Origin of the sequence: Vibrio sp. V43_P6S15P86, assembly GCF_009904725.1 — a bacterium.
GTDB lineage: Bacteria > Pseudomonadota > Gammaproteobacteria > Enterobacterales > Vibrionaceae > Vibrio > Vibrio diabolicus.
Map to the genome: position 1 here is coordinate 7,563 of NZ_WXWT01000119.1, position 21,258 is coordinate 28,820.

Genomic DNA, 21,258 nt, shown 5'->3' on the forward strand with positions numbered 1-21,258 from the left:
TTGCTCTAGCCCTTATCAATTCTGGGCTAAGACAGTGCAAGAAATTCTAAATTAAATGTTGATGCAATCGAGTCAATGCATGCATCACCGCTTGTTGACGAACTTTCGCCCTGTCACCAGAAAAATGCATGGTCTCAACAAAGAGCCAGTCGTGCTCATCCGCAAAAGCAAAGCAGACGGTTCCAACCGGCTTTTCATCACTGCCTCCCCCCGGTCCAGCAACACCACTGATGGAAACCCCAATAGTGGCATTCGAGTGTTGAAGCGCACCTTGCACCATTTCAATCACAACGGGCTCACTCACGGCACCATGTTGCTCTAAGGTTTCCACTCTCACACCCAGCATTTCCATTTTGGCTTCGTTGCTGTAAGTGACAAAAGCTCTATCTAACCAACCTGAGCTACCTGCAATATCAGTAATGGCGGTTGCTACACCACCACCCGTGCATGATTCTGCCGTCGTTAAAACATGCCCTTGTTTAGCCAATAATGCGCCTAAATCTGCGCTCAATTTTGTTGTTTTTTCCATAGCCAAAATGCCCTTTGTCTCTTTTTACTTGATAGGGATTCACGTATCCTAAGCCGCTACGGAAATAAACAAAAGAACTTACCTGTGAAAGCTGAACAAAAACACACTCCGATGATGCAGCAATACCTCAAGCTAAAAGCTGAGAACCCTGAGATTTTGCTGTTCTACCGCATGGGCGATTTCTACGAACTCTTTTACGATGATGCAAAGCGAGCGTCCCAACTGCTTGATATTTCGCTAACTAAGCGCGGTTCGTCAGCTGGAGAGCCTATTCCTATGGCGGGAGTGCCATTTCACGCAGTAGAAGGCTATCTAGCAAAACTTGTTCAGCTTGGTGAATCAGTCGCAATCTGCGAACAAATTGGCGATCCAGCCACCAGCAAAGGTCCGGTAGAACGTAAAGTTGTACGTATCGTGACACCAGGTACTGTGACGGATGAAGCACTGCTTTCTGAGCGTGTCGATAACTTAATCGCAGCCATTTACCATCACAACGGTAAGTTCGGTTATGCGACGCTGGATGTCACTTCTGGTCGCTTCCAACTGACAGAACCAGAAACCGAAGAAGCGATGACAGCCGAGCTTCAGCGTACCGCACCACGTGAGCTACTATTCCCAGAAGATTTTGAACCTGTACATTTAATGGCAAGCCGCAACGGTAACCGTCGTCGCCCAGTATGGGAGTTTGAGCTTGATACGGCTAAGCAACAACTCAATCAACAGTTTGGTACTAAAGATCTGGTTGGTTTTGGCGTAGAACATGCGTCCTTAGGGTTATGTGCTGCTGGTTGTTTGATCCAGTATGTGAAAGATACACAACGTACTGCTTTGCCTCATATTCGCTCTTTAACGTTTGATCATCAGGACCAATCCGTCATCCTTGATGCCGCTACCCGACGCAACCTGGAAATTACTCAAAATCTAGCAGGCGGAACCGATAACACACTCGCTGCGGTACTCGACCATTGTGCGACGCCGATGGGCAGCCGAATGCTGAAGCGTTGGTTACATCAGCCTATGCGTTGCATTGAAACGTTAAACAATCGTCTTGATGCGATTGGTGAGATTAAAGAACAAGCGCTGTTTGCCGATCTTCAACCAACGTTAAAACAAATTGGTGATATTGAACGTATCTTAGCACGCCTTGCACTACGCTCTGCTCGCCCTCGCGATATGGCTAGACTTCGCAATGCCATGCAGCAGCTACCAGAGCTAGAATCTGTCACCGCTTCTTTGACCCATCCATATCTAGCAAAACTGGCGCAATACGCAGCTCCGATAGACGAAGTATGTGATCTGTTAGAGCGTGCGATTAAAGAAAATCCGCCAGTTGTTATTCGTGATGGTGGCGTGATCGCTGAAGGCTATAATGCCGAGCTCGATGAATGGCGCAAATTAGCAGACGGTGCAACAGAATACCTTGAGCAGCTTGAGCGAGATGAGCGTGAACGACACGGCATCGATACGCTTAAAGTCGGCTACAACAACGTACATGGCTTCTTTATTCAAGTGAGCCGTGGCCAGAGCCATTTGGTTCCACCGCACTATGTACGTCGCCAAACACTAAAAAATGCCGAACGTTATATCATCCCAGAGCTCAAAGAGCACGAAGACAAAGTACTTAACTCGAAATCGAAAGCGCTGGCACTTGAAAAGCAGCTGTGGGAAGAACTGTTTGATCTATTGATGCCAAACTTGGAGAAGCTGCAGAATTTAGCTTCTGCTCTGTCTCAACTCGATGTACTACAAAACCTAGCAGAGCGTGCAGACTCGTTGGATTACTGCCGACCAACGCTTGTGAAAGACGCTGGCATTCACATTCAAGCGGGTCGTCACCCAGTCGTAGAGCAAGTAACAAAAGAACCGTTCATTGCTAACCCAATAGAGCTTAACCCAGCTCGTAAGATGTTGATCATCACCGGTCCAAACATGGGTGGTAAATCCACTTACATGCGTCAAACTGCGCTGATTGCATTGATGGCACATATCGGCTCTTATGTACCTGCAGAATCTGCACAAATTGGTTCTTTAGATCGTATATTTACTCGTATTGGAGCGTCAGATGATCTTGCATCTGGTCGTTCGACCTTCATGGTAGAAATGACGGAAACCGCTAATATTCTGCACAATGCAACTAAAAACAGTTTAGTGCTAATGGATGAAATCGGTCGCGGTACCAGTACTTACGATGGCCTATCTTTAGCTTGGGCAAGTGCGGAATGGCTCGCAACACAAATTGGTGCGATGACACTATTTGCAACTCACTACTTCGAATTGACAGAGTTGCCAAACCAACTGCCAAACTTAGCGAACGTTCACTTGGATGCGGTAGAGCATGGAGACAGCATTGCCTTTATGCACGCAGTTCAAGAAGGTGCGGCAAGTAAGTCTTACGGCCTAGCTGTTGCGGGCTTAGCAGGTGTACCAAAAACGGTTATCAAAAATGCGCGTAACAAGCTATCTCAGCTAGAGCAACTAGGGCAAAACAGTGACGCACCACGTCCAAGTGCGGTAGATGTGGCTAACCAATTGAGTCTAATTCCAGAACCTAGCGAGATCGAACAAGCCTTATCTGGTATTGATCCTGATGATTTGACTCCACGCCAAGCACTTGAAGAGTTGTATCGTTTGAAGAAGATGCTTTAAATCGATTCACGTAAGTGAGCGCAAAGAAAAAAGGCTATGGTTCCCCATAGCCTTTTGCGTATCTAGTGAAATACGGATTATTTAATCATCTTCGACGTTAAATAAGTTTTCCATATTCAAACCTTGCTTGATTAAAACCTCACGAAGACGACGTAAACCTTCTACTTGGATTTGACGTACGCGCTCACGTGTCAAACCAATCTCTCGACCAACTTCTTCAAGCGTCGAAGGCTCATAGCCTAGAAGACCAAAACGTCGTGCAAGTACTTCTTTCTGTTTTGGATTCAACTCTTCTAACCAATGAATCAGCGATGATTTAATATCGTCATCTTGAGTCGAGACTTCTGGATCGGAGTTGTTTGCGTCGGGAATAATATCCAACAGCGCTTTTTCACCGTCACCACCGATTGGCGTGTCGACAGAGCTAATACGCTCGTTAAGGCGTAGCATTTTGCTTACATCTTCGACTGGAATATCTAACTGAGCAGCAATTTCTTCTGCGGTAGGTTCGTGATCGAGCTTCTGAGAAAGTTCACGCGCAGTACGCAGATAAATGTTCAGCTCTTTCACGACATGAATAGGTAGACGGATCGTACGAGTTTGGTTCATCAACGCACGTTCGATCGTTTGTCGGATCCACCAAGTCGCATAAGTAGAGAAGCGGAAACCACGCTCTGGATCGAACTTCTCGACCGCACGGATCAAACCAAGGTTACCTTCTTCAATCAGATCGAGTAGTGCTAGGCCGCGATTACTGTATCGACGAGAGATCTTGACCACCAAACGTAGGTTACTTTCGATCATACGTTTACGTGCCGCTTCGTCGCCACGCAGAGCTCGTCGAGCATAAAGCACTTCTTCTTCGGCAGTAAGTAGAGGTGAGAAGCCAATTTCACCTAGATACAACTGAGTTGCGTCTAAGCTTTTACTGCTCGCGTCAAATTCTTCACGCGCAGCCGTTTTGCTTTCTGTGGATGATGATTTTTCGAGTTCGTTATCAATGGTCTTCACTGACGCATTGTCAAATGCAAACTCTTCAACTTTGGTTACTGTGTTGCTGATACTCATAACGCCTCCCCCTGGCGAGTTAGCAAGACATGACAACTCAATATGTCGCTAAATGATGTCGCAAGTTGTTTTTCAAAGTTTTAAGGCAAATAGCGTTTTGGATTCACCGATTTACCTTGATAGCGAATTTCAAAGTGTAGCTTGACTGATTTTGCACCTGAACTACCCATGGTGGCGATTTTCTGTCCGCTTTTTACACTTTGTCCTTCTGATACCAGCAGTTTGTCATTATGTGCATAGGCGCTTAAATAATTGTCGTTATGCTTTACTATAATTAAGTTACCATAACCTCGTAGCGCATTGCCTGAATAAACAACGGTGCCGGCTGCGGTTGAAACGATAGGTTGACCACGCTGTCCTGCGATGTCGATACCTTTATTTCCCTGTTCTCCCGCCGAAAAGCTCTTGATTACTCTCCCTTTTGTTGGCCACAACCACTTAGAAACTTTATCACTCTTCGCCGTGGTAACTGGCGATTTTTGCTTCACTTTTTGGTTATCTTTTGAACCAACATACTCCTTTGTTTTCGATTGTTCAACCTTCTTTGGAGGCTGTTTTTGTACGACTTTAGGCTTAGTCTCTGTAGGTTTTTGACTAGAGTTTTTACTTGAAGTTTTCGGTTTAGAGGCTGTTGATGTTTTCGTCACTGGGGCTGGTGGCGTCGTAACAACAGGAACCACAACGGGTTCAACTTTTTGGCCATATTTAGGGGCGACATATTTCGGAGCCCAAAGTTTTAGCCTCTGTCCAGGGTAGATGGTGTAAGGCTGAGTTAACTCATTGTAACGGACAAGATCATTTACATCTTTATCTGTGACATAAGCTATGAAGTAAAGTGTATCGCCTTTTTTTACCTCATAATAACTCCCTCTGTAACTTCCTCTTTCAAGGCTTGAATAGTCTTTCTTTAAGCTAGAGACAGGTGCAGGAGAATGCGCTGCACAACCAACTAGTCCTGCAGCAAACACAAAGCTAATACCAATATGACGTAATAACTTACTCACCTATCCCTAACCCTTAAGCTAAATCACCCGCAACCAGAGGTACAAATCGAACCATTTCCACAACAGTAGAGAGATATTCATCTCCCTTACGTTCAATTTTTAGTAACTGTTGCTCCTTATCTCCAACAGGAATCACCATCTTACCGCCATCTTTTAATTGTGCGAGAAGTGCTTGGGGGATCACTTCTGCAGCTGCAGTAACAATGATGGCATCGAAAGGACCACGAGCTTCCCAGCCTTGCCACCCATCAGCATGCTTGGTTGAAACATTGTAGATATCCAATTGTTTCAGACGGCGTTTTGCTTCCCATTGCAACGATTTAATTCGCTCAACGGAGTATACATGGTCAACAATTTTCGCCAGTACTGCGGTTTGATAACCGGAACCCGTTCCGATTTCCAGTACGTGACTCGTTGGCTCTAGTTCGAGTAACTCGGTCATACGAGCAACAATATAAGGTTGAGAAATAGTTTGTCCCTGACCAATCGGTAACGCATTGTTATCGTAGGCTTGGTGCATCATCGCTTGAGAGACAAAGCTTTCTCGTGGTAAGCGTTGGATAGCATCCAGAACTCTTTGGTCTTTGATGCCACTGGAGATAAGAAACGCTATCAACCTGTCAGCATGTGGGTTACTCATTACTTCTCTTCCTTTAACCAACTATCCATTGCACGCAGCGACTCATGAGCAGTGAGATCAACTTGCAGAGGCGTCATTGAAACTCGACCATGTTCAATCGCATAAAAGTCGGTGCCCTCCCCCGCATCTTGCTCTTTTCCTGGAGGCCCTAGCCAATAAATATCATGACCTCTCGGATCTTTCTGCTTAATCATATTCTCTGCGTGATGACGCGCACCTAAACGCGTGACTTCGATTTCGCCCAGGTTTTCTGCTGGTAAGTCAGGCACGTTTACGTTCAATAACCGATTCGTTGGAATCGGAGACGCTAAATGCTGTTGCACAATTTGACGTGCAATTTTTGCGGCAGATTCGAAATGACGCTTACCCACCAGCGAAAAAGCAACTGACTGAACACCAAGGAAATGCCCTTCCATTGCTGCTGCTACCGTTCCTGAGTAAAGAACATCATCACCCAAATTTGCACCATGGTTGATGCCTGATAAAACAAGATCGGGCAAATCATCTTTCATCAGCTCATTCAGCGCGAAATGTACACAATCTGTAGGCGTGCCTTGCACTGAATAGATATTTGGGGCAATTTCAGTTACGCGCAATGGTTGCTCTAGTGTCAGTGAATTCGAAGCACCTGAACGATTTCGGTCGGGTGCGACAATGGTCACTTCAGCGATATCTCGCAACTCATCAGCAAGTGCATGAATCCCTTGGGCATGTACGCCATCGTCGTTGCTGATTAAGACTCTTAGGGGCTTCGCGTTTAGTGAATCCTGTTCCATTAGTATTCTCTTTCTACTTCAACCTCATTAACTAACTCACGAACAATAGAGGTTGCAAAAGATCCTGCATCCAGTGAGAAAGTCAGCGTAATGTTGTTACCTTCAACCGTCCAAGCTAAATCTTTTGGCTTCAGCGCAATATCGCGACGGTCGTGACGCATTCGATTACCACGAATTAGCGCCATGAGATCAGGCTCTTCGTCTAAAAACGGTTGCTCTAATGCCAAGGCCTCAGCTTGAGTAGGCAGTGCATTATCGCCAGCAAGCGCAGCGGTAATTGCCACTTCACCTGCAGCAAATTGTGCTTGTAGATCTGCGATATTGCTTGCATCAACCAACTGAGTGCCAGAACTTGTCTGTGCAATATCACCATCGATAAATTTATCAAACACACCACTTTCTAGACGAGCAGAAACGATACGGTTGAAGATCCACGAACGCGCCGCTGATAAATACATGCTGCGCTTATTTTGATTACGGGTACGAACGTTTTCGCGTCCCCATCGACGTGCTTCTTCAAGGTTGTTGCCATCATTGCCAAAACGCTGACTACCAAAGTAGTTTGGCACACCAACTTGTTTCACTTTTTCAAGGCGTTGCTCTACATCTTCAACGTCAGTCACTTCAGACAAAGTGACAACAAACTCGTTCCCTATTAAGTCTCCAGGACGCAGTTTTTTGTTGTGTCGATCAGTCGCTAAGATTTCAATACTCGGATATTGAGCTAGGAATGCCGAGAAACCCGGCGTTTCCCCTTTCGGTAAATGGACACTCAGCCACTGTTCCGTCACCGCATGGCGGTCTTTAAGGCCTGCCCAGCTCACGTCTTTCGACTTTACGCCACAAGCTTTCGCCAACTCATTCGCAACAAAACTGGTATTTTCTCCAGTTTTTCGAATACGCACCATTAGGTGCTCGCCTTCGCCCGTAAAAGCAAAACCTAAATCCTCACGAACCTGAAAATGTTCTGGTTGCGCTTTGATTTTTGCCGATGCAACAGGCTTACCCGTTAGATAAGCCAATGAAGATAAAATATCTGACATGATGTTTTTCCGCTGTTTACACAGCATTAAGGAGCAAGTTGGTTAATTATTGCTTGAACAGAAGCACCACGGCTTCCGTTGCAATGCCTTCTTTGCGTCCAGTAAAACCGAGACGTTCTGTCGTCGTCGCTTTTACGTTAATGTTACTAATATCGGTTTCTAGGTCTTCCGCAATCGCCGCACACATCGCGTCAATATGAGGTGCCATCTTAGGTGCTTGTGCCATGATGGTGACATCGGCATTACCAAGGCGGTAGCCTTGCTCTTTGACACGACGATAAACGTCTTTCAACAATTCGCGGCTATTTGCCCCTTTCCATTTATCGTCGGTATCCGGGAAGTGACGACCAATATCACCCGCAGCAATCGCCCCGAGTAGCGCATCAGTCAAAGCATGAAGAGCAACATCACCATCTGAGTGGGCTACTAAGCCCTGCTCGTAAGGGATAGCAACACCACCGATAATGACCGGGCCTTCACCACCAAATTTATGCACGTCAAAACCGTGACCAATTCGAATCATTTTTTATCCTTTCTTTTTTAGCCGCGCTCACGGCTCAGATAAAACTCGGCTAACGCGAGATCTTCTGGCTGAGTAATTTTTATGTTGTTCGCATTACCCTGGACTAAAGCAGGCGTTTCGCCCAACCACTCTAAAGCCGATGCTTCATCCGTGATGGCTACGCCTTGTTCTAATGCGTCAGCCAGTGCTCGAGTCAGTTGTTGAGTTTTAAACATTTGTGGAGTCAGTGCATGCCACAATGCTTCTCTCTCTACCGTATGACCGATATCTTGTGCTGCATTCGCTCGCTTCATTGTGTCTCTCACTGGAGATGCAAGGATGCCACCCGTTGGGTGAGCGCAGCAAATATCAATCAAACGGTCAATGTCGGATGTTAATACACATGGCCTTGCAGCGTCGTGGACCAATACCCACTCGCTTTCCAGATGTTCATTGACATAGTTTAGCCCTGAAAGTACGGAATCAGCGCGCTCTTTACCACCCGCGACTTGAATTACATCGGGATGGTTCGCGATGGTTAACTCAGGGAAATAAGGGTCACCTTCGGTAATGGCGACAACCACTTTCGAAATTCGTGGGTGCGACAGCAACTTTTCTACAGTGTGTTCCAGCACCGCTTTTCCGTCGATCAATAAATATTGCTTAGGGCGGTCAGCCTTCATTCGACTACCGACACCGGCAGCAGGAACAATTGCGACATGCGATGAGTTCACATCCAACATTTTAATGATTTTCCTCACCTATAATGCGGTAGAAAGTCTCGCCATCTTTAACTAAACCAAGCTCATGACGCGCACGTTCTTCAATCGCATCAAGACCTTGCCTTAAGTCATCAATCTCAGCGAACATTTCATTGTTGCGAGCTTGTAGCTTGCTGTTCACTTGTTGCTGAACTTCAATTTCATCTTTTACTGTGTAGTAGTCAGACACTCCGTTTTTACCAAACCATAGAGTGTATTGAAGCAAGCCAAACAGTAGCGTAAGGGCTATAACAAAGATTCGCATATCGCTGCTAACATTCTGTACCGGAAGGAATTAGATAAGGTGACATATATAGCATAAATGCGAGGTTGCCTCTAGGGGAGAAAGGGAGACTCACACGCTCCTTACAAGAAATAAGCAGCAAAATGAAACAAGCTCATGGGAAGCGAACCTTACCCATGACCAAAGTAAGACCCCAAAATACAAATCTATAAATACAAAAAAACCGCCGTAGCGAGGGTTTCAAAAAGCTATTTAGCGAAACTTTACTCAATAAGAGTTAAGCTTGGCCTTTAACTTCTTTAAGATCGCTTACTTGAAACATGGACTTAGCGCTTCCGTTATATAAAAAAACACCCCGCCAAAGCAGGGTGTTTTAAAAGCTTTAAGTTAAGCTGCTAATTCAGTTAAGAATTAAGCTTGACCTTTAACTTCTTTGAGACCGCTTCCTTGAAACATGGAGGAGCGCGCTCACTTAGCGCTTCCGTTATATAAAAAAACACCCCGCCAAGGCAGGGTGTTTTAAAAGCTTTAAGTTAAGCTGCTAATTCAGTGAAGAATTAAGCTTGACCTTTAACTTCTTTAAGACCGTTGAAAGGAGCGCGCTCACCTAGAGCTTCCTCGATACGGATTAGTTGGTTGTACTTAGCAACACGGTCAGAACGGCTCATAGAACCAGTTTTGATTTGACCTGCAGCAGTACCTACCGCTAGATCAGCGATAGTTGCATCTTCAGTTTCGCCAGAACGGTGAGAGATTACTGCTGTGTAACCTGCGTCTTTAGCCATCTTGATTGCAGCTAGAGTCTCAGTTAGAGAACCGATTTGGTTGAACTTGATAAGGATAGAGTTAGCTACGCCTTTCTCGATACCTTCAGCAAGGATCTTAGTGTTAGTAACGAATAGGTCGTCACCTACTAGTTGAAGCTTGTCACCTAGTAGTTCAGTTTGGTGCTTGAAGCCATCCCAGTCAGACTCGTCTAGACCGTCTTCGATAGAAACGATTGGGAATTGGTTAGCTAGCTCAGCTAGGTAGTGGTTGAACTCTTCAGAAGTGAAAGTTTTACCTTCGCCTTTCATGTTGTAGATGCCAGCTTCTTTGTCGAAGAACTCAGATGCAGCACAGTCCATAGCTAGAGTTACGTCTTTACCTAGTTCGTAACCAGCAGCTGCAACAGCTTCTGCGATAACTTCTAGAGCTTCAGCGTTAGATTTAAGGTTAGGAGCGAAACCACCTTCATCACCAACTGCAGTGCTGTAGCCTTTAGACTTAAGAACTTTAGCTAGGTTGTGGAATACTTCTGCACCGATACGTAGACCTTCTTTAAGAGTCTTAGCGCCAACTGGTTGGATCATGAACTCTTGGATGTCAACGTTGTTGTCTGCGTGCTCACCACCGTTGATGATGTTCATCATTGGTAGAGGCATAGAGAACTGACCTGCAGTGCCGTTTAGCTCAGCGATGTGCTCGTATAGAGGCATGCCTTTCGCAGCAGCAGCAGCTTTAGCGTTTGCTAGAGAAACAGCTAGGATAGCGTTAGCACCGAATTTAGATTTGTTTTCAGTGCCGTCTAGTTCGATCATTACTGCGTCGATTGCAGCTTGGTCTTTAGCGTCTTTGCCAACTAGAGCTTCAGCGATTGGGCCGTTTACAGCTTCAACTGCTTTAAGAACACCTTTACCTAGGAAACGTGCTTTGTCACCGTCACGTAGCTCAAGAGCTTCGCGAGAACCAGTAGATGCGCCAGATGGAGCTGCCGCCATACCTACGAAACCGCCTTCTAGGTGTACTTCAGCTTCTACAGTTGGGTTACCACGTGAGTCGATGATTTCACGACCTAGAACTTTAACGATCTTAGACATTAATGTTTCCTCTCGTTTCAAATATAAATGTCAATCTTAAAGGGCAGCAGCACAACCTTCGCCGCCGCCCGTATCCTTTTACTTCTCGAATTCGCCGCGTGCGTTTTGGCCCGCAGCCTTAACAAAACCTGCAAACAATGGATGTCCATCGCGAGGAGTCGAGGTGAATTCTGGGTGGAACTGAGCCGCTACAAACCATGGGTGAGCTGGGTTCTCAATCATTTCCACTAACTTCTTGTCCGCAGATAGACCTGATACTTTTAGGCCTGCTTTTTCGATTTGCGGACGAAGCACGTTATTCACTTCGTAACGGTGACGGTGACGTTCATGGATCGTCGCGCTACCGTACAGTTCACGAGCTTTAGTCCCTTTCTCTAGGTGACACAGCTGTGAACCAAGACGCATCGTACCGCCTAGGTCAGACTTTTCAGTACGCTCTTCTACGCTACCTGATTCGTCTACCCACTCTGTGATCAAACCTACCACAGGGTACTTAGTCTCTTTGTTAAATTCTGTTGAATGTGCACCTTCCATACCCGCAACGTTACGCGCGTATTCGATTAGTGCAACTTGCATACCCAAACAAATACCTAGGTAAGGCACGTTATTTTCACGTGCATATTGAGCCGCACGGATCTTGCCTTCAATACCACGATCGCCGAAGCCACCTGGTACTAGGATTGCGTCCAAACCTTCTAGAAGTTCAACGCCTTTTGTTTCGATATCTTGTGAGTCTACATACTTAATTGTGACGCTTAGGCGGTTTTTCAAGCCAGCGTGTTTAAGCGCTTCGTTCACAGATTTGTATGCATCTGGTAATTCAATGTATTTACCAACCATACCGATGGTTACTTCACCAGTAGGATTTGCTTCTTCGTAGATAACCTGTTCCCATTCAGAAAGGTCTGCTTCAGGAGCAGTAATACCAAAGCGAGCACACACAAGGTCATCTAGCCCTTGAGATTTAATCAACTGAGGGATCTTGTAGATAGAGTCTACATCCTTCATTGAAATTACTGCTTTTTCTGGAACATTACAGAACAGTGCGATTTTTTTACGCTCATTCGCAGGAATAACGCGATCGCTACGGCAAACTAGGATGTCTGGCTGAATACCGATAGATAGAAGTTCTTTTACAGAGTGTTGCGTCGGCTTAGTTTTCACTTCGCCCGCTGCCGCTAGGTAAGGAACAAGTGTTAGGTGCATGAACATTGCGCGCTCACGGCCTAGCTCAACAGCTAGCTGACGAATCGCTTCCATAAATGGTAGTGATTCGATATCACCAACAGTACCGCCAACTTCAACGATAGCCACATCATGGCCTTCAGAACCTGCAATAACGCGATCTTTGATTGCGTTAGTGATATGAGGGATAACTTGAATAGTTGCGCCTAGGTAGTCACCACGACGTTCTTTACGAAGTACGTCGGCATAAACACGACCTGCAGTGAAGTTGTTACGCTTGGTCATCTTGGTACGGATGAAACGCTCGTAGTGACCAAGGTCAAGGTCAGTCTCTGCGCCATCTTCTGTAACGAACACTTCACCGTGCTGAGTAGGGCTCATTGTGCCCGGGTCAACGTTGATGTAAGGGTCAAGCTTCATCATAGTCACTTTAAGACCACGAGCTTCTAGAATAGCCGCAAGAGATGCTGCTGCAATACCTTTACCTAGAGAGGATACAACCCCGCCAGTAACAAAAATGTAATTTGTCGTCATGTTTAACCTGAAATTGGTTGAATGAGGGAAATGGAGTGCTTCTGGACGGGAGATAAATATACCAGAAGCTCCTTACCGCCACAACGTGAAATCTATCACACCGTAATTTTTTATTTTTTGCTTCAAATCAAAGTGAGCAAAGACAACCCAAAGTCCGTTTCGTGTAACCAAACAAGCTGACCTTATATTATGTATTCTGCCAGTTTACCTCTGCCTCGATTCTTCTTGTTTTACTTCATCCCAAAAATGGTCAAGTTCTGATAAAGAACAATCTGTAAGTACTTTGCCTGACTGCTGGACCTTGCCTTCAACTTGTTTAAAACGTCGCGCAAACTTTACGTTTGCTTTTCCTAGCGCGACTTCTGGGTTTTTATCAAGGTGGCGAGCCAAATTGACAGTCGCAAATAGCAAATCACCGAGCTCCAACTCAACTTTCTCTTCATCGGGCTGAACTTGCAGTGCCTCTTCCATGACTTCGTCAATTTCTTCTCGTACTTTATCGACAACCGGGCCAAGTGAATCCCAATCAAACCCAAATTTTGCACATTTTTTCTGAATTTTTGTAGCACGAGAAAGTGCCGGTAAAGAGTTTGGTATTGAGTCTAGGATACTTTCTTCCGCTTTGCCTACTAGGGCTTTTTCTTTTGCTTTTTCCGCTTCCCAGTTCGCGTTAATTTCCTCGTCAGATTCAAACTCAACATCTGAAAAAACATGCGGGTGGCGACGAGTCAGTTTTTCGTTCACGGTTTCGACGACATCCGAAAAGTCGAACAGCTCTTGCTCTTTCGCTAGCTGACTGTAAAAAATCACCTGAAACAACAAATCCCCTAGCTCTTCTTTTAGATTGGGCCAATCTCGATTTTGAATCGCGTCCACCACCTCGTAGGTTTCTTCTATTGTATGCGGAACGATGGTGTCAAAGGTTTGTTTTAAGTCCCAAGGGCAACCGTTTTCGGGGTCACGCAGCTTCGCCATGATTTGTTCTAACTGTTCAATTGGATGACTCATTTTTTGTTCCTTTAAACCTTTCTATTAAAGAAAAAGGTGAGCAGCCAAAACCACTCACCTTCTACATTATATTTTCTCAGCAGCTTTCACTAAGTAATTGTTACTTTGACAAGGCAACAAGTTTTCGCGACTCCTGAGCATAGCCTACTATGTGATGCCCCTGAGCCGGCACGTCGGAATAAGTGCAGCTAACGCAGATAAAAAGCCAAATATGACGCAAGTGTAACTCTGTAAATAGTTGAAGTTGTAGCTAGGCGACAAACAAACGAGACTCCTGAGCATGGTTCACCATGTGATGGAGCGAGTGCGTGCAGTCAACAACGCTACAACGATAACTATGACGAGAGTTTTAGCCGAGGCGTTTCACCGTCATGACATCCTTGATCTGTTCCACACGTTTCGAAACCCGCGAAAGCACCTCAATATTGGTGACTTCTAGGTCAAAGTCCATGATGGCAAGTTGACGTCTGTAGTCGACTCGGTTCTTCATACTGGTCACTTTGATCTTTTCGTTGGCGAACAGTGTCGTAATGTCTTTGAGTAGACCACCTCGCTCCATCGCTTCAACACGCACGGTGAGGATGTATGACCCCACAAAGCCGCTGCCCCAGACTGTATCGATGATGCGCTCTGGCGCATGATGGCGCAGTTCTTCTAGCTGTTCACAGTCACTACGGTGTACTGAAATCCCACGACCTTGCGTTATGTAACCAGAGATATCGTCACCTGGAATTGGCTGACAGCAACGTGCTAGATGTGTCATTAGGTTATCGACGCCTTCTACTACAACTGCGTCTTTTTTCGGTCGGCTTTGCGCGGGTGATTTATGCTCAGCTTCTTGCAGTTTTTCCAGTGCTTGCTGGTCTTCTTCCTCTGCCGTTGGCTTGTTAACTAACGCGTTGATATGGTTAATGATTTGGTTGATGCGCAAATCACCGCTACCTACCCCAACATACAATTCATCTGGTGTTTTGACGTTAAACCGCTTGAGGGCGTAATGCTCTGCATCTTTTAACGTTGCGCCAATTTTGGCTAACTCATGCTCAAGGATTTCACGACCTGCTTCGAGGTTCTTCTCACGGCTTTGTTTTCGGAACCAGGCGTTAATTTTGGCACGCGCACGACCAGAATGAACGAAGCCTAATGATGGGTTTAACCAGTCACGTGATGGGTTAGGTTCTTTCTGAGTGATAATCTCGACTTGGTCACCCATATGTAATTTATGCGTGAACGGCACAATACGACCTCCGACTTTGGCACCGATACAACGGTGTCCCACTTCGGAGTGAATGTGATAGGCAAAATCTAGCGGCGTTGCCCCCATTGGCAAATCGACAACATCACCACGTGGTGTAAAGGCATAAACACGGTCATCAAAGACTTGGCTACGCAGCTCATCGAGCATTTCGCCAGAGTCAGACATTTCTTCTTGCCAATCCAATAGCTTACGCAGCCACGTGATTTTCTCATCATAACCGCTTCGGCTGCTTGCCCCTTCTTTATATTTCCAGTGCGCTGCAACCCCCAGTTCCGACTCTTCATGCATTTGCTTGGTACGAATCTGGATCTCGATGGTTTTGCCTTCTGGCCCTAGAATTACTGTATGGATCGATTGATAACCGTTTGGTTTAGGGTTAGCAACGTAGTCATCAAACTCGCTCGGTAGGTGCTTGTATTTGGTGTGAACTACGCCTAAAGCCGCGTAACAATCTTGCAGTTTGTCTGCGATGATACGCACTGCTCGCACATCAAACAGCTCATCAAAGGCCAAACTCTTTTTCTGCATTTTTCGCCAAATGCTGTAGATGTGCTTAGGTCGACCACTCACTTCGGCATTGATGCCCGACACTTCCATTTCGTGCGTGAGGTCTTCAACAAAGTCTTTGATGTACTGTTCACGAACAATGCGTCGCTCAGAAAGCTGTTTGGCAATTTGTTTGTAAGTTTCCGGTTGTTGGTAGCGGAAAGCGTAATCTTCAATTTCCCATTTCAGCTGACCGATGCCTAATCGGTTTGCTAGCGGCGCATAGATGTTGGCACACTCTTTTGCCGCCGCACGTCGAACTTCATCTGGCGCTTTTTTAACTTCAATAAGATTACAAATTCGTTCCGCGAGCTTGATAACTACGCAGCGGAAGTCATCCACCATGGCAAGCAGCATACGGCGTACGTTATCTACCTGAGATGACGCTGCACTGCCTTCCATGTTGACGTTGAGTTGGCCAATAGCAGCCATTTCTTCAACGCCGTCGATTAATTTTATGATTTCTTTGCTGTATTTCTCTTCCAGAATTTCTCTGTTAAAAGCACCACTTGAAACCAAAGGAAACAGTTGAGCAGCCACTAAAGTGGCTTGATCCATAGACAAGGTGATCAAAATTTCGATCATTTCTCGTCCACGCCACAACAACAGCTCCGCTTGCTCGTTATCAGCTAATACCGTCTGGCAATCTCGATATACTTCGATTAAGCGTGAGGCTGTGTTTTTCTCTTGTCCTAGGCTAGCCACCCAGTTTTCGAGTTCAAACTGTTCATCTTGGTTTAAATGCGCGCTTCTTACCGCAACCATCTCATCATCCTAATTATTATATTCGTGTGGTTTGACTAACACCGTCCAGGTTAGTTCTTTTTACCGCGCGTACACGCTGGCTTTATGACCACCCACCACAAATAAGGGGTCAAAGTCCTAAAGTTAGGACTTTTCAAACAATGCCATCGATTCTAGATGACTGGTATGAGGGAACATATCCAGCATACCTAATTTAGTTAATTTATAGCCTTGCTCTATCAAGCTTTGACTATCCCTAGCAAGGGTAGCAGGATTACAAGAAACATAAACTACACGCTGTGCGCCAAGCTCAGAAACTTGATCGATGATCCCACTCGCTCCCGCGCGTGCCGGGTCTAATAATACTTTATCAAACCGCTCTGCGGCCCAGGCTTGGCCTTCAAAATCTTGCTCAAGGTTAGCGTGATAAAATTGCGCGTTATTGATTTGGTTCAAAGATGCATTGTTTGTGGCTTTTTCTACCATCTCTGCAACACCCTCTACTCCAACCACGTGCTTAGCTAATTTCGCAACTGGTAAACTAAAGTTGCCTAAACCACAGAACAAATCTAACACTCGGTCACTCTTTTGTGGGTCTAACCACTCAACCGCTTGCTTGACCATTTGTTGGTTTACACCTTGGTTTACTTGAATAAAGTTATTTGGTGCAAAAGGGATTTTCACTCCAACTTCTTGATAAAAAGGTATATCGCCTTCGATAAGGTCTAATTGTTCTGTCGATGGCATTAAGTACAACGATGCGCCATGACGTTTTGCCAACTCCGTTAGAGATTGAGTTTCACTCGTTGTCAGAGCACTCAAGTGGCGCAGCGTAATACACGGCCCATTATCACCAAGTACCAGCTCTACATGACCCAATTGTTCAGGCTTTTTGAACGCTTTTAGGGCTGAGTAAATCTCTGGCAGCAAAACATTCAGTTCCGGTGCCAGCACTGGGCAATCGGTCACTTGCGCAATTTGCTTACTCTGCTTTTTACGGAAACCAAAATGTAGCTGACGTGTTTTTTTATCAACAAACAAGCTCACTCTCGCACGGCGACGGTAGGCCTGCGAATATCCCAATAACGGGGCATCTAGTTCAATGTCACTGCCTGAAAATTTTCGCATTAGCTGACGCAACGTTTGCTGTTTGTACGTCAATTGTTGGTCATAATCTAGATGCTGCAAATCACAGCCACCGCACTCATGATAATGTGGGCAAAATGGCTCCACACGAGCTTCACTCGGCTTAAGGATTTTAATCAACTTACCGCGAGCGTATTTGCTCTTTTCTTCCACCAATTGAGTGACCACCTCCTCTCCCGGCAGTGCTCCATCAATAAACAATGGCTTCTTTTTGAGGTAAGCAATGCCTGCGCCGTGGTGATCTAAACGCTCTACTTGCACTGCTTGGTGCCGAGTATTGAGTTGGGTTTTCTTTTTCGGTCGAAAGATGCGTGCCATGCTCTGTGCCTGATTTATGTGTAATTGCTCTTCTGCTTCACTATTCTTGATTGCAGCCGTTGTGTGATTCGAGTGACTTGATTATGCTTACCGTTTATTCGGTGACGTCACTTCTTTGCTCAAGGCTTTATCGTGCGCTTGAGAAATAATGCGTTATTTTCCCATATCCAGACTCCGATGTAATTAGATAACATGACCAGATATGGCTTACGAGCACGTGTAATTACACTAACTCTCGCTCCCACTCTCATTATTGGTTTATTACTGAGCGGCTTTTTCTCATTTAACCGCTACCAAGACCTTGAGAAACAAGTTATCACCACTGGTAACAGCATTATTGAGCCGCTGGCGATTGCCAGTGAAACTCATCTACTATCAGAAAGCCGAGAGGCGGTACGTCGCTTGATAAGCTACGCGCACCGCAAAAACTCCAAACTGGTTCGTAGTATCGCGGTATTTGATGAACATCATGAGCTCTTTGTGACCTCTAACTTTCATCCTAATTTTGAAGCCTTGATGTTTCCCAAAGATAAACCGATCCCGCAACTGGGTAATTCGGAAATCTACGAAAACTCACTGATATTGCGTGTCCCCATTTTGTCAGAAGGTCACTACTTAGCGGAGTTGTCGAACGAAAGCCAAGGCACAAAAGCGATTGGTTACATCGCCGTCGAGTTAGATCTCTCCTCCTTGAGGCTGCAACAGTATCAAGAAGTCTTTTCTGCTTTTTTAGTTCTGGTTCTCGGTCTTGGCTTAGCAAGTGTGTTTGCTTCACGTCTAATGCACGATGTGACCCAACCTATCACCCACATGAAGAATGTCGTTGACCGCATTCGCCGCGGTCATCTTGATGTGCGTATCGAAGGCAAAATGCACGGTGAGTTAGACCAGCTAAAAAATGGCATCAACGCCATGGCGGTATCGTTATCAGAATATCACGTGGAGATGCAGCACAGTATAGACCAAGCCACGTCCGACTTACGTGAAACGCTTGAGCAGCTAGAAATTCAGAACGTTGAGCTGGATATCGCGAAGAAACGCGCGCAAGAAGCGGCTAGGGTTAAGTCAGAGTTCTTGGCGAACATGTCGCACGAGCTGCGTACTCCGCTCAATGGGGTGATTGGCTTTACTCGTCAAATGCTTAAAACGCAGCTTTCTAACAGCCAAACGGATTACCTACAGACGATTGAGAAGTCGGCGAACAACCTGCTGAATATCATCAATGACATTCTCGACTTCTCGAAACTTGAAGCGGGTAAGCTGGCGCTGGAAAACATTCCTTTTGATTTCCGAGAAAGTTTAGAAGAGGTAATTAACCTACAAGCCACAAGTGCGCATGAGAAAGGGTTAGAAATCACCCTAAAAGTGGACCCTAAAATTCCACCAGGTTTAGTTGGGGATCCACTACGTATCCAGCAAATTTTGACGAACTTAGTCGGTAACTCAATCAAGTTTACCGAGCGAGGCAACATTGATGTTAGCGTAGAAATGCGCTCTCAATCAGGAGACTCCGTCGAACTGCAATTCATGGTGCGTGATACCGGTATTGGTATCTCTGAGCGTCAGCAAGCGCAGTTGTTCCAAGCCTTTAGCCAAGCGGATGCCAGTATTTCACGTCGTTACGGCGGTACTGGCCTTGGTCTGGTCATCACTCAGAAACTGGTGAGCCAGATGGGCGGCGAAATCAGTTTAACCAGCCGTCTACACCAAGGTTCAACCTTCTGGTTTACTGTGCGCTTGCACTCAACCGAGATGCCAATGAGCGAACTGATTGAAGTGGAACTTCTGACTGGGAAGCAGTTACTGCTGATTGAACCAAACATGCAAGCCGCATCCGTAACCCAACAGATTCTGAGTCAGGAGGGTATTTTAGTAACCTACCGCTCTTCGCTACCAAACAACGAAGAACAATATGATTATGTATTGTTGAATTTAGCGGCCAACCAGACTCACGATGCGGAAGTTATTACACCTTGGATAGAGCAAGCGAAACGCATGGCTCCGAGTGTTCTCCTAGGGACACCGAGTACCGAATTAGCGCTTGCGGACCAAATAATGACTGAGCATCATGTCCAGTGCCTGACCAAGCCATTGTCTCGCCGTAAGTTGCTACAAAGCCTGATTAGCGAACATGTAGAATCGCCACCGGTATTAAGCGCTCCAATTACGCCAAGCGAAGGGGACCGTTTACCTCTGACTGTACTAGCAGTGGATGACAACCCTGCAAACTTGAAGCTGATCTCTGCACTGCTCCGCGAACGAGTAGAAACCGTCACAGCCTGCAGCAATGGCCAGCAAGCGGTGAACCTGGCGACAGAGAAAAAGTACGATTTAATCTTCATGGATATCCAAATGCCACAAATGGATGGGGTGACCGCTTGTAAGCACATTAAAGAGTTGGAGCTAAATAAAGACACGCCAGTGATTGCGGTAACGGCGCATGCCATGGCAGGGGAACGAGACCGCTTGCTCTCGGCAGGAATGGATGACTACTTGACCAAACCTATTGAAGAGCATGTGCTACAACAGGTTTTGGTTCACTGGAACCCAAATGCTTGTACAGAGAGCATTGGCAAAGTCGCCCCTTCATACGTTGATGAACCTGAAGGAAGCGCACCACAATCCGTTTCTTCGCCTCAGCAGGATGTGATTATTGATTGGCAAGCAGCCTTGAAACAGAGCGCGAATAAAGAGGATCTCGCTAAAGACATGCTACGCATGTTGATTGAGTTCATCCCTGAAGTAGAAGCAGTCGTTGACCAAGCTCTGGAGCAAGAAGATATCTCTCGTGATGACCTAATTCATGTCATCCATAAGCTGCACGGCAGTAGTTCATATTGTGGCGTTCCAAGACTGAAGTCACTCTGTGCGACGCTTGAGCAAGCACTGCGCTCAGGGATCAGTCTTGAGGAGGTTGAGCCTGAAATGTTCGAGCTGCAAGATGAAATGATTAAAGTAACAACAACCGCAAAGTTATACCTTGAACAGTGATCTATTGAAGAGAAACAAAAGCCAGAGCAAATGCTCTGGCTTTTTAGTATTTTGTTTAAGACTTACAAGCTAGGATTCAAAAATGACCGTCGCCAAAGCGTAATGACGCTCATCGGAAATGGACAGGTGAATGTGGTTAACCCCCATCGCATCCGCTATTTGCTTGGCTGTGCCCGTCAATGCGAGTACTGGTTTTCCAAGCTCATCGTTCGAGATGGAAAAGTCGTGAAACGTGACCCCTTTTGCGATCCCTGTCCCCAATGCTTTTGAGGCAGCTTCTTTAACAGCAAAGCGCTTAGCAAGATAACGACCTTGCAGCTTAAGCTGTGAGAATTTGGCCATTTCTTCTTCTGAAAGAATCCGCTGAGCAAAAGGTTCACCACTACGAGCTAACGCTTTTTCAATACGCTCAATTTCTGCAATGTCGGTCCCTAACCCTATAATCGCCATCTAGAT

Annotated in this window: 17 protein-coding genes; 2 read left to right on the top strand and 15 right to left on the bottom strand. The window is 45.8% G+C overall.

From position 1 onward, the window contains the following. Positions 1 to 46: 46 nt before the first annotated feature. Positions 47 to 529, bottom strand: a complete 483-nt coding sequence (gene pncC / locus CAG69_RS05155) for a nicotinamide-nucleotide amidase (protein ID WP_161443032.1) — start codon at positions 527 to 529, stop codon at positions 47 to 49. Between the two features lie 84 nt (positions 530 to 613). Between pncC and mutS the strand changes: the two genes are divergently transcribed. After that, positions 614 to 3,175 carry a DNA mismatch repair protein MutS gene (gene mutS, locus CAG69_RS05160; protein ID WP_161443034.1) on the top strand — a complete coding sequence of 854 codons (2,562 nt, stop codon included), beginning with the start codon at positions 614 to 616 and terminating at the stop codon, positions 3,173 to 3,175. Between the two features lie 81 nt (positions 3,176 to 3,256). On the opposite strand, the gene rpoS is transcribed toward mutS, so the two are convergent. From rpoS to rlmD, 13 genes are all read right to left on the bottom strand, one after another. Next, on the bottom strand, positions 3,257 to 4,243 hold the full coding sequence (gene rpoS, locus CAG69_RS05165; protein ID WP_005393877.1) for an RNA polymerase sigma factor RpoS: 987 nt from the start codon (positions 4,241 to 4,243) through the stop codon (positions 3,257 to 3,259). Positions 4,244 to 4,323: 80 nt separating this feature from the next. Beyond that, complete coding sequence (locus tag CAG69_RS05170; RefSeq protein ID WP_161443036.1) at positions 4,324 to 5,247, bottom strand: peptidoglycan DD-metalloendopeptidase family protein; 924 nt, start codon at positions 5,245 to 5,247, stop codon at positions 4,324 to 4,326. 13 nt (positions 5,248 to 5,260) lie between these two features. Next, entirely contained in the window at positions 5,261 to 5,887 is a 627-nt protein-coding gene (locus tag CAG69_RS05175; RefSeq protein WP_005393881.1) for a protein-L-isoaspartate(D-aspartate) O-methyltransferase, read from the bottom strand. Next, positions 5,887 to 6,663, bottom strand: coding sequence for a 5'/3'-nucleotidase SurE (gene surE / locus CAG69_RS05180; RefSeq protein WP_005393882.1), 777 nt, complete (start codon positions 6,661 to 6,663; stop codon positions 5,887 to 5,889). The genes CAG69_RS05175 and surE overlap by 1 nt, the downstream gene beginning before the upstream one ends. Next, positions 6,663 to 7,706, bottom strand: coding sequence for a tRNA pseudouridine(13) synthase TruD (truD, locus tag CAG69_RS05185; RefSeq protein WP_161443038.1), 1,044 nt, complete (start codon positions 7,704 to 7,706; stop codon positions 6,663 to 6,665). Before truD ends, surE begins: the two co-directional genes overlap by 1 nt. Positions 7,707 to 7,752: 46 nt before the next feature. Then, complete coding sequence (gene ispF, locus CAG69_RS05190) at positions 7,753 to 8,229, bottom strand: 2-C-methyl-D-erythritol 2,4-cyclodiphosphate synthase (protein ID WP_005393886.1); 477 nt, start codon at positions 8,227 to 8,229, stop codon at positions 7,753 to 7,755. Positions 8,230 to 8,246: 17 nt separating this feature from the next. Beyond that, positions 8,247 to 8,951: a 2-C-methyl-D-erythritol 4-phosphate cytidylyltransferase gene (gene ispD / locus CAG69_RS05195; protein WP_104974803.1), complete on the bottom strand. Its 705-nt coding sequence runs from the start codon at positions 8,949 to 8,951 to the stop codon at positions 8,247 to 8,249. Between the two features lies 1 nt (position 8,952). Beyond that, complete coding sequence (gene ftsB / locus CAG69_RS05200) at positions 8,953 to 9,234, bottom strand: cell division protein FtsB (protein ID WP_005380907.1); 282 nt, start codon at positions 9,232 to 9,234, stop codon at positions 8,953 to 8,955. 536 nt (positions 9,235 to 9,770) lie between these two features. Next, positions 9,771 to 11,072: a phosphopyruvate hydratase gene (eno, locus tag CAG69_RS05205; protein WP_005383785.1), complete on the bottom strand. Its 1,302-nt coding sequence runs from the start codon at positions 11,070 to 11,072 to the stop codon at positions 9,771 to 9,773. A 78-nt stretch (positions 11,073 to 11,150) separates the two neighbouring features. Further along, positions 11,151 to 12,791: a CTP synthase gene (locus tag CAG69_RS05210; protein ID WP_021034029.1), complete on the bottom strand. Its 1,641-nt coding sequence runs from the start codon at positions 12,789 to 12,791 to the stop codon at positions 11,151 to 11,153. Positions 12,792 to 12,995: 204 nt separating this feature from the next. After that, a complete protein-coding gene (mazG, locus tag CAG69_RS05215; protein ID WP_005383780.1) occupies positions 12,996 to 13,799 on the bottom strand; it encodes a nucleoside triphosphate pyrophosphohydrolase in 804 nt (267 codons plus the stop codon). A gap of 349 nt (positions 13,800 to 14,148) precedes the next feature. Beyond that, entirely contained in the window at positions 14,149 to 16,368 is a 2,220-nt protein-coding gene (relA, locus tag CAG69_RS05220) for a GTP diphosphokinase (protein ID WP_005380915.1), read from the bottom strand. Between the two features lie 123 nt (positions 16,369 to 16,491). Continuing rightward, entirely contained in the window at positions 16,492 to 17,811 is a 1,320-nt protein-coding gene (gene rlmD / locus CAG69_RS05225; RefSeq protein WP_161443040.1) for a 23S rRNA (uracil(1939)-C(5))-methyltransferase RlmD, read from the bottom strand. A gap of 192 nt (positions 17,812 to 18,003) precedes the next feature. Here rlmD and barA point away from each other — a divergent pair, with 192 nt between their 5' ends. Then, positions 18,004 to 20,802, top strand: coding sequence for a two-component sensor histidine kinase BarA (barA, locus tag CAG69_RS05230; RefSeq protein ID WP_033907441.1), 2,799 nt, complete (start codon positions 18,004 to 18,006; stop codon positions 20,800 to 20,802). A 69-nt stretch (positions 20,803 to 20,871) separates the two neighbouring features. Here the strand turns inward: barA and acpS are convergent, their stop codons facing one another. Then, complete coding sequence (acpS, locus tag CAG69_RS05235) at positions 20,872 to 21,252, bottom strand: holo-ACP synthase (protein WP_161443042.1); 381 nt, start codon at positions 21,250 to 21,252, stop codon at positions 20,872 to 20,874. Positions 21,253 to 21,258 lie beyond the last annotated feature (6 nt).

Bases quoted from the DNA above. Each gene is read 5' to 3' on its own strand.
- pncC (WP_161443032.1), bottom strand. From the start codon at position 529: ATGGAAAAAACAACAAAATTGAGCGCAGATTTAGGCGCATTATTGGCT.
- rpoS (WP_005393877.1), bottom strand. From the start codon at position 4,243: ATGAGTATCAGCAACACAGTAACCAAAGTTGAAGAGTTTGCATTTGAC.
- CAG69_RS05175 (WP_005393881.1), bottom strand. From the start codon at position 5,887: ATGAGTAACCCACATGCTGACAGGTTGATAGCGTTTCTTATCTCCAGT.
- surE (WP_005393882.1), bottom strand. From the start codon at position 6,663: ATGGAACAGGATTCACTAAACGCGAAGCCCCTAAGAGTCTTAATCAGC.
- truD (WP_161443038.1), bottom strand. From the start codon at position 7,706: ATGTCAGATATTTTATCTTCATTGGCTTATCTAACGGGTAAGCCTGTT.
- ispF (WP_005393886.1), bottom strand. From the start codon at position 8,229: ATGATTCGAATTGGTCACGGTTTTGACGTGCATAAATTTGGTGGTGAA.
- ispD (WP_104974803.1), bottom strand. From the start codon at position 8,951: ATGTTGGATGTGAACTCATCGCATGTCGCAATTGTTCCTGCTGCCGGT.
- ftsB (WP_005380907.1), bottom strand. From the start codon at position 9,234: ATGCGAATCTTTGTTATAGCCCTTACGCTACTGTTTGGCTTGCTTCAA.
- eno (WP_005383785.1), bottom strand. From the start codon at position 11,072: ATGTCTAAGATCGTTAAAGTTCTAGGTCGTGAAATCATCGACTCACGT.
- CAG69_RS05210 (WP_021034029.1), bottom strand. From the start codon at position 12,791: ATGACGACAAATTACATTTTTGTTACTGGCGGGGTTGTATCCTCTCTA.
- mazG (WP_005383780.1), bottom strand. From the start codon at position 13,799: ATGAGTCATCCAATTGAACAGTTAGAACAAATCATGGCGAAGCTGCGT.
- relA (WP_005380915.1), bottom strand. From the start codon at position 16,368: ATGGTTGCGGTAAGAAGCGCGCATTTAAACCAAGATGAACAGTTTGAA.
- rlmD (WP_161443040.1), bottom strand. From the start codon at position 17,811: ATGGCACGCATCTTTCGACCGAAAAAGAAAACCCAACTCAATACTCGG.
- barA (WP_033907441.1), top strand. From the start codon at position 18,004: ATGACCAGATATGGCTTACGAGCACGTGTAATTACACTAACTCTCGCT.
- acpS (WP_161443042.1), bottom strand. From the start codon at position 21,252: ATGGCGATTATAGGGTTAGGGACCGACATTGCAGAAATTGAGCGTATT.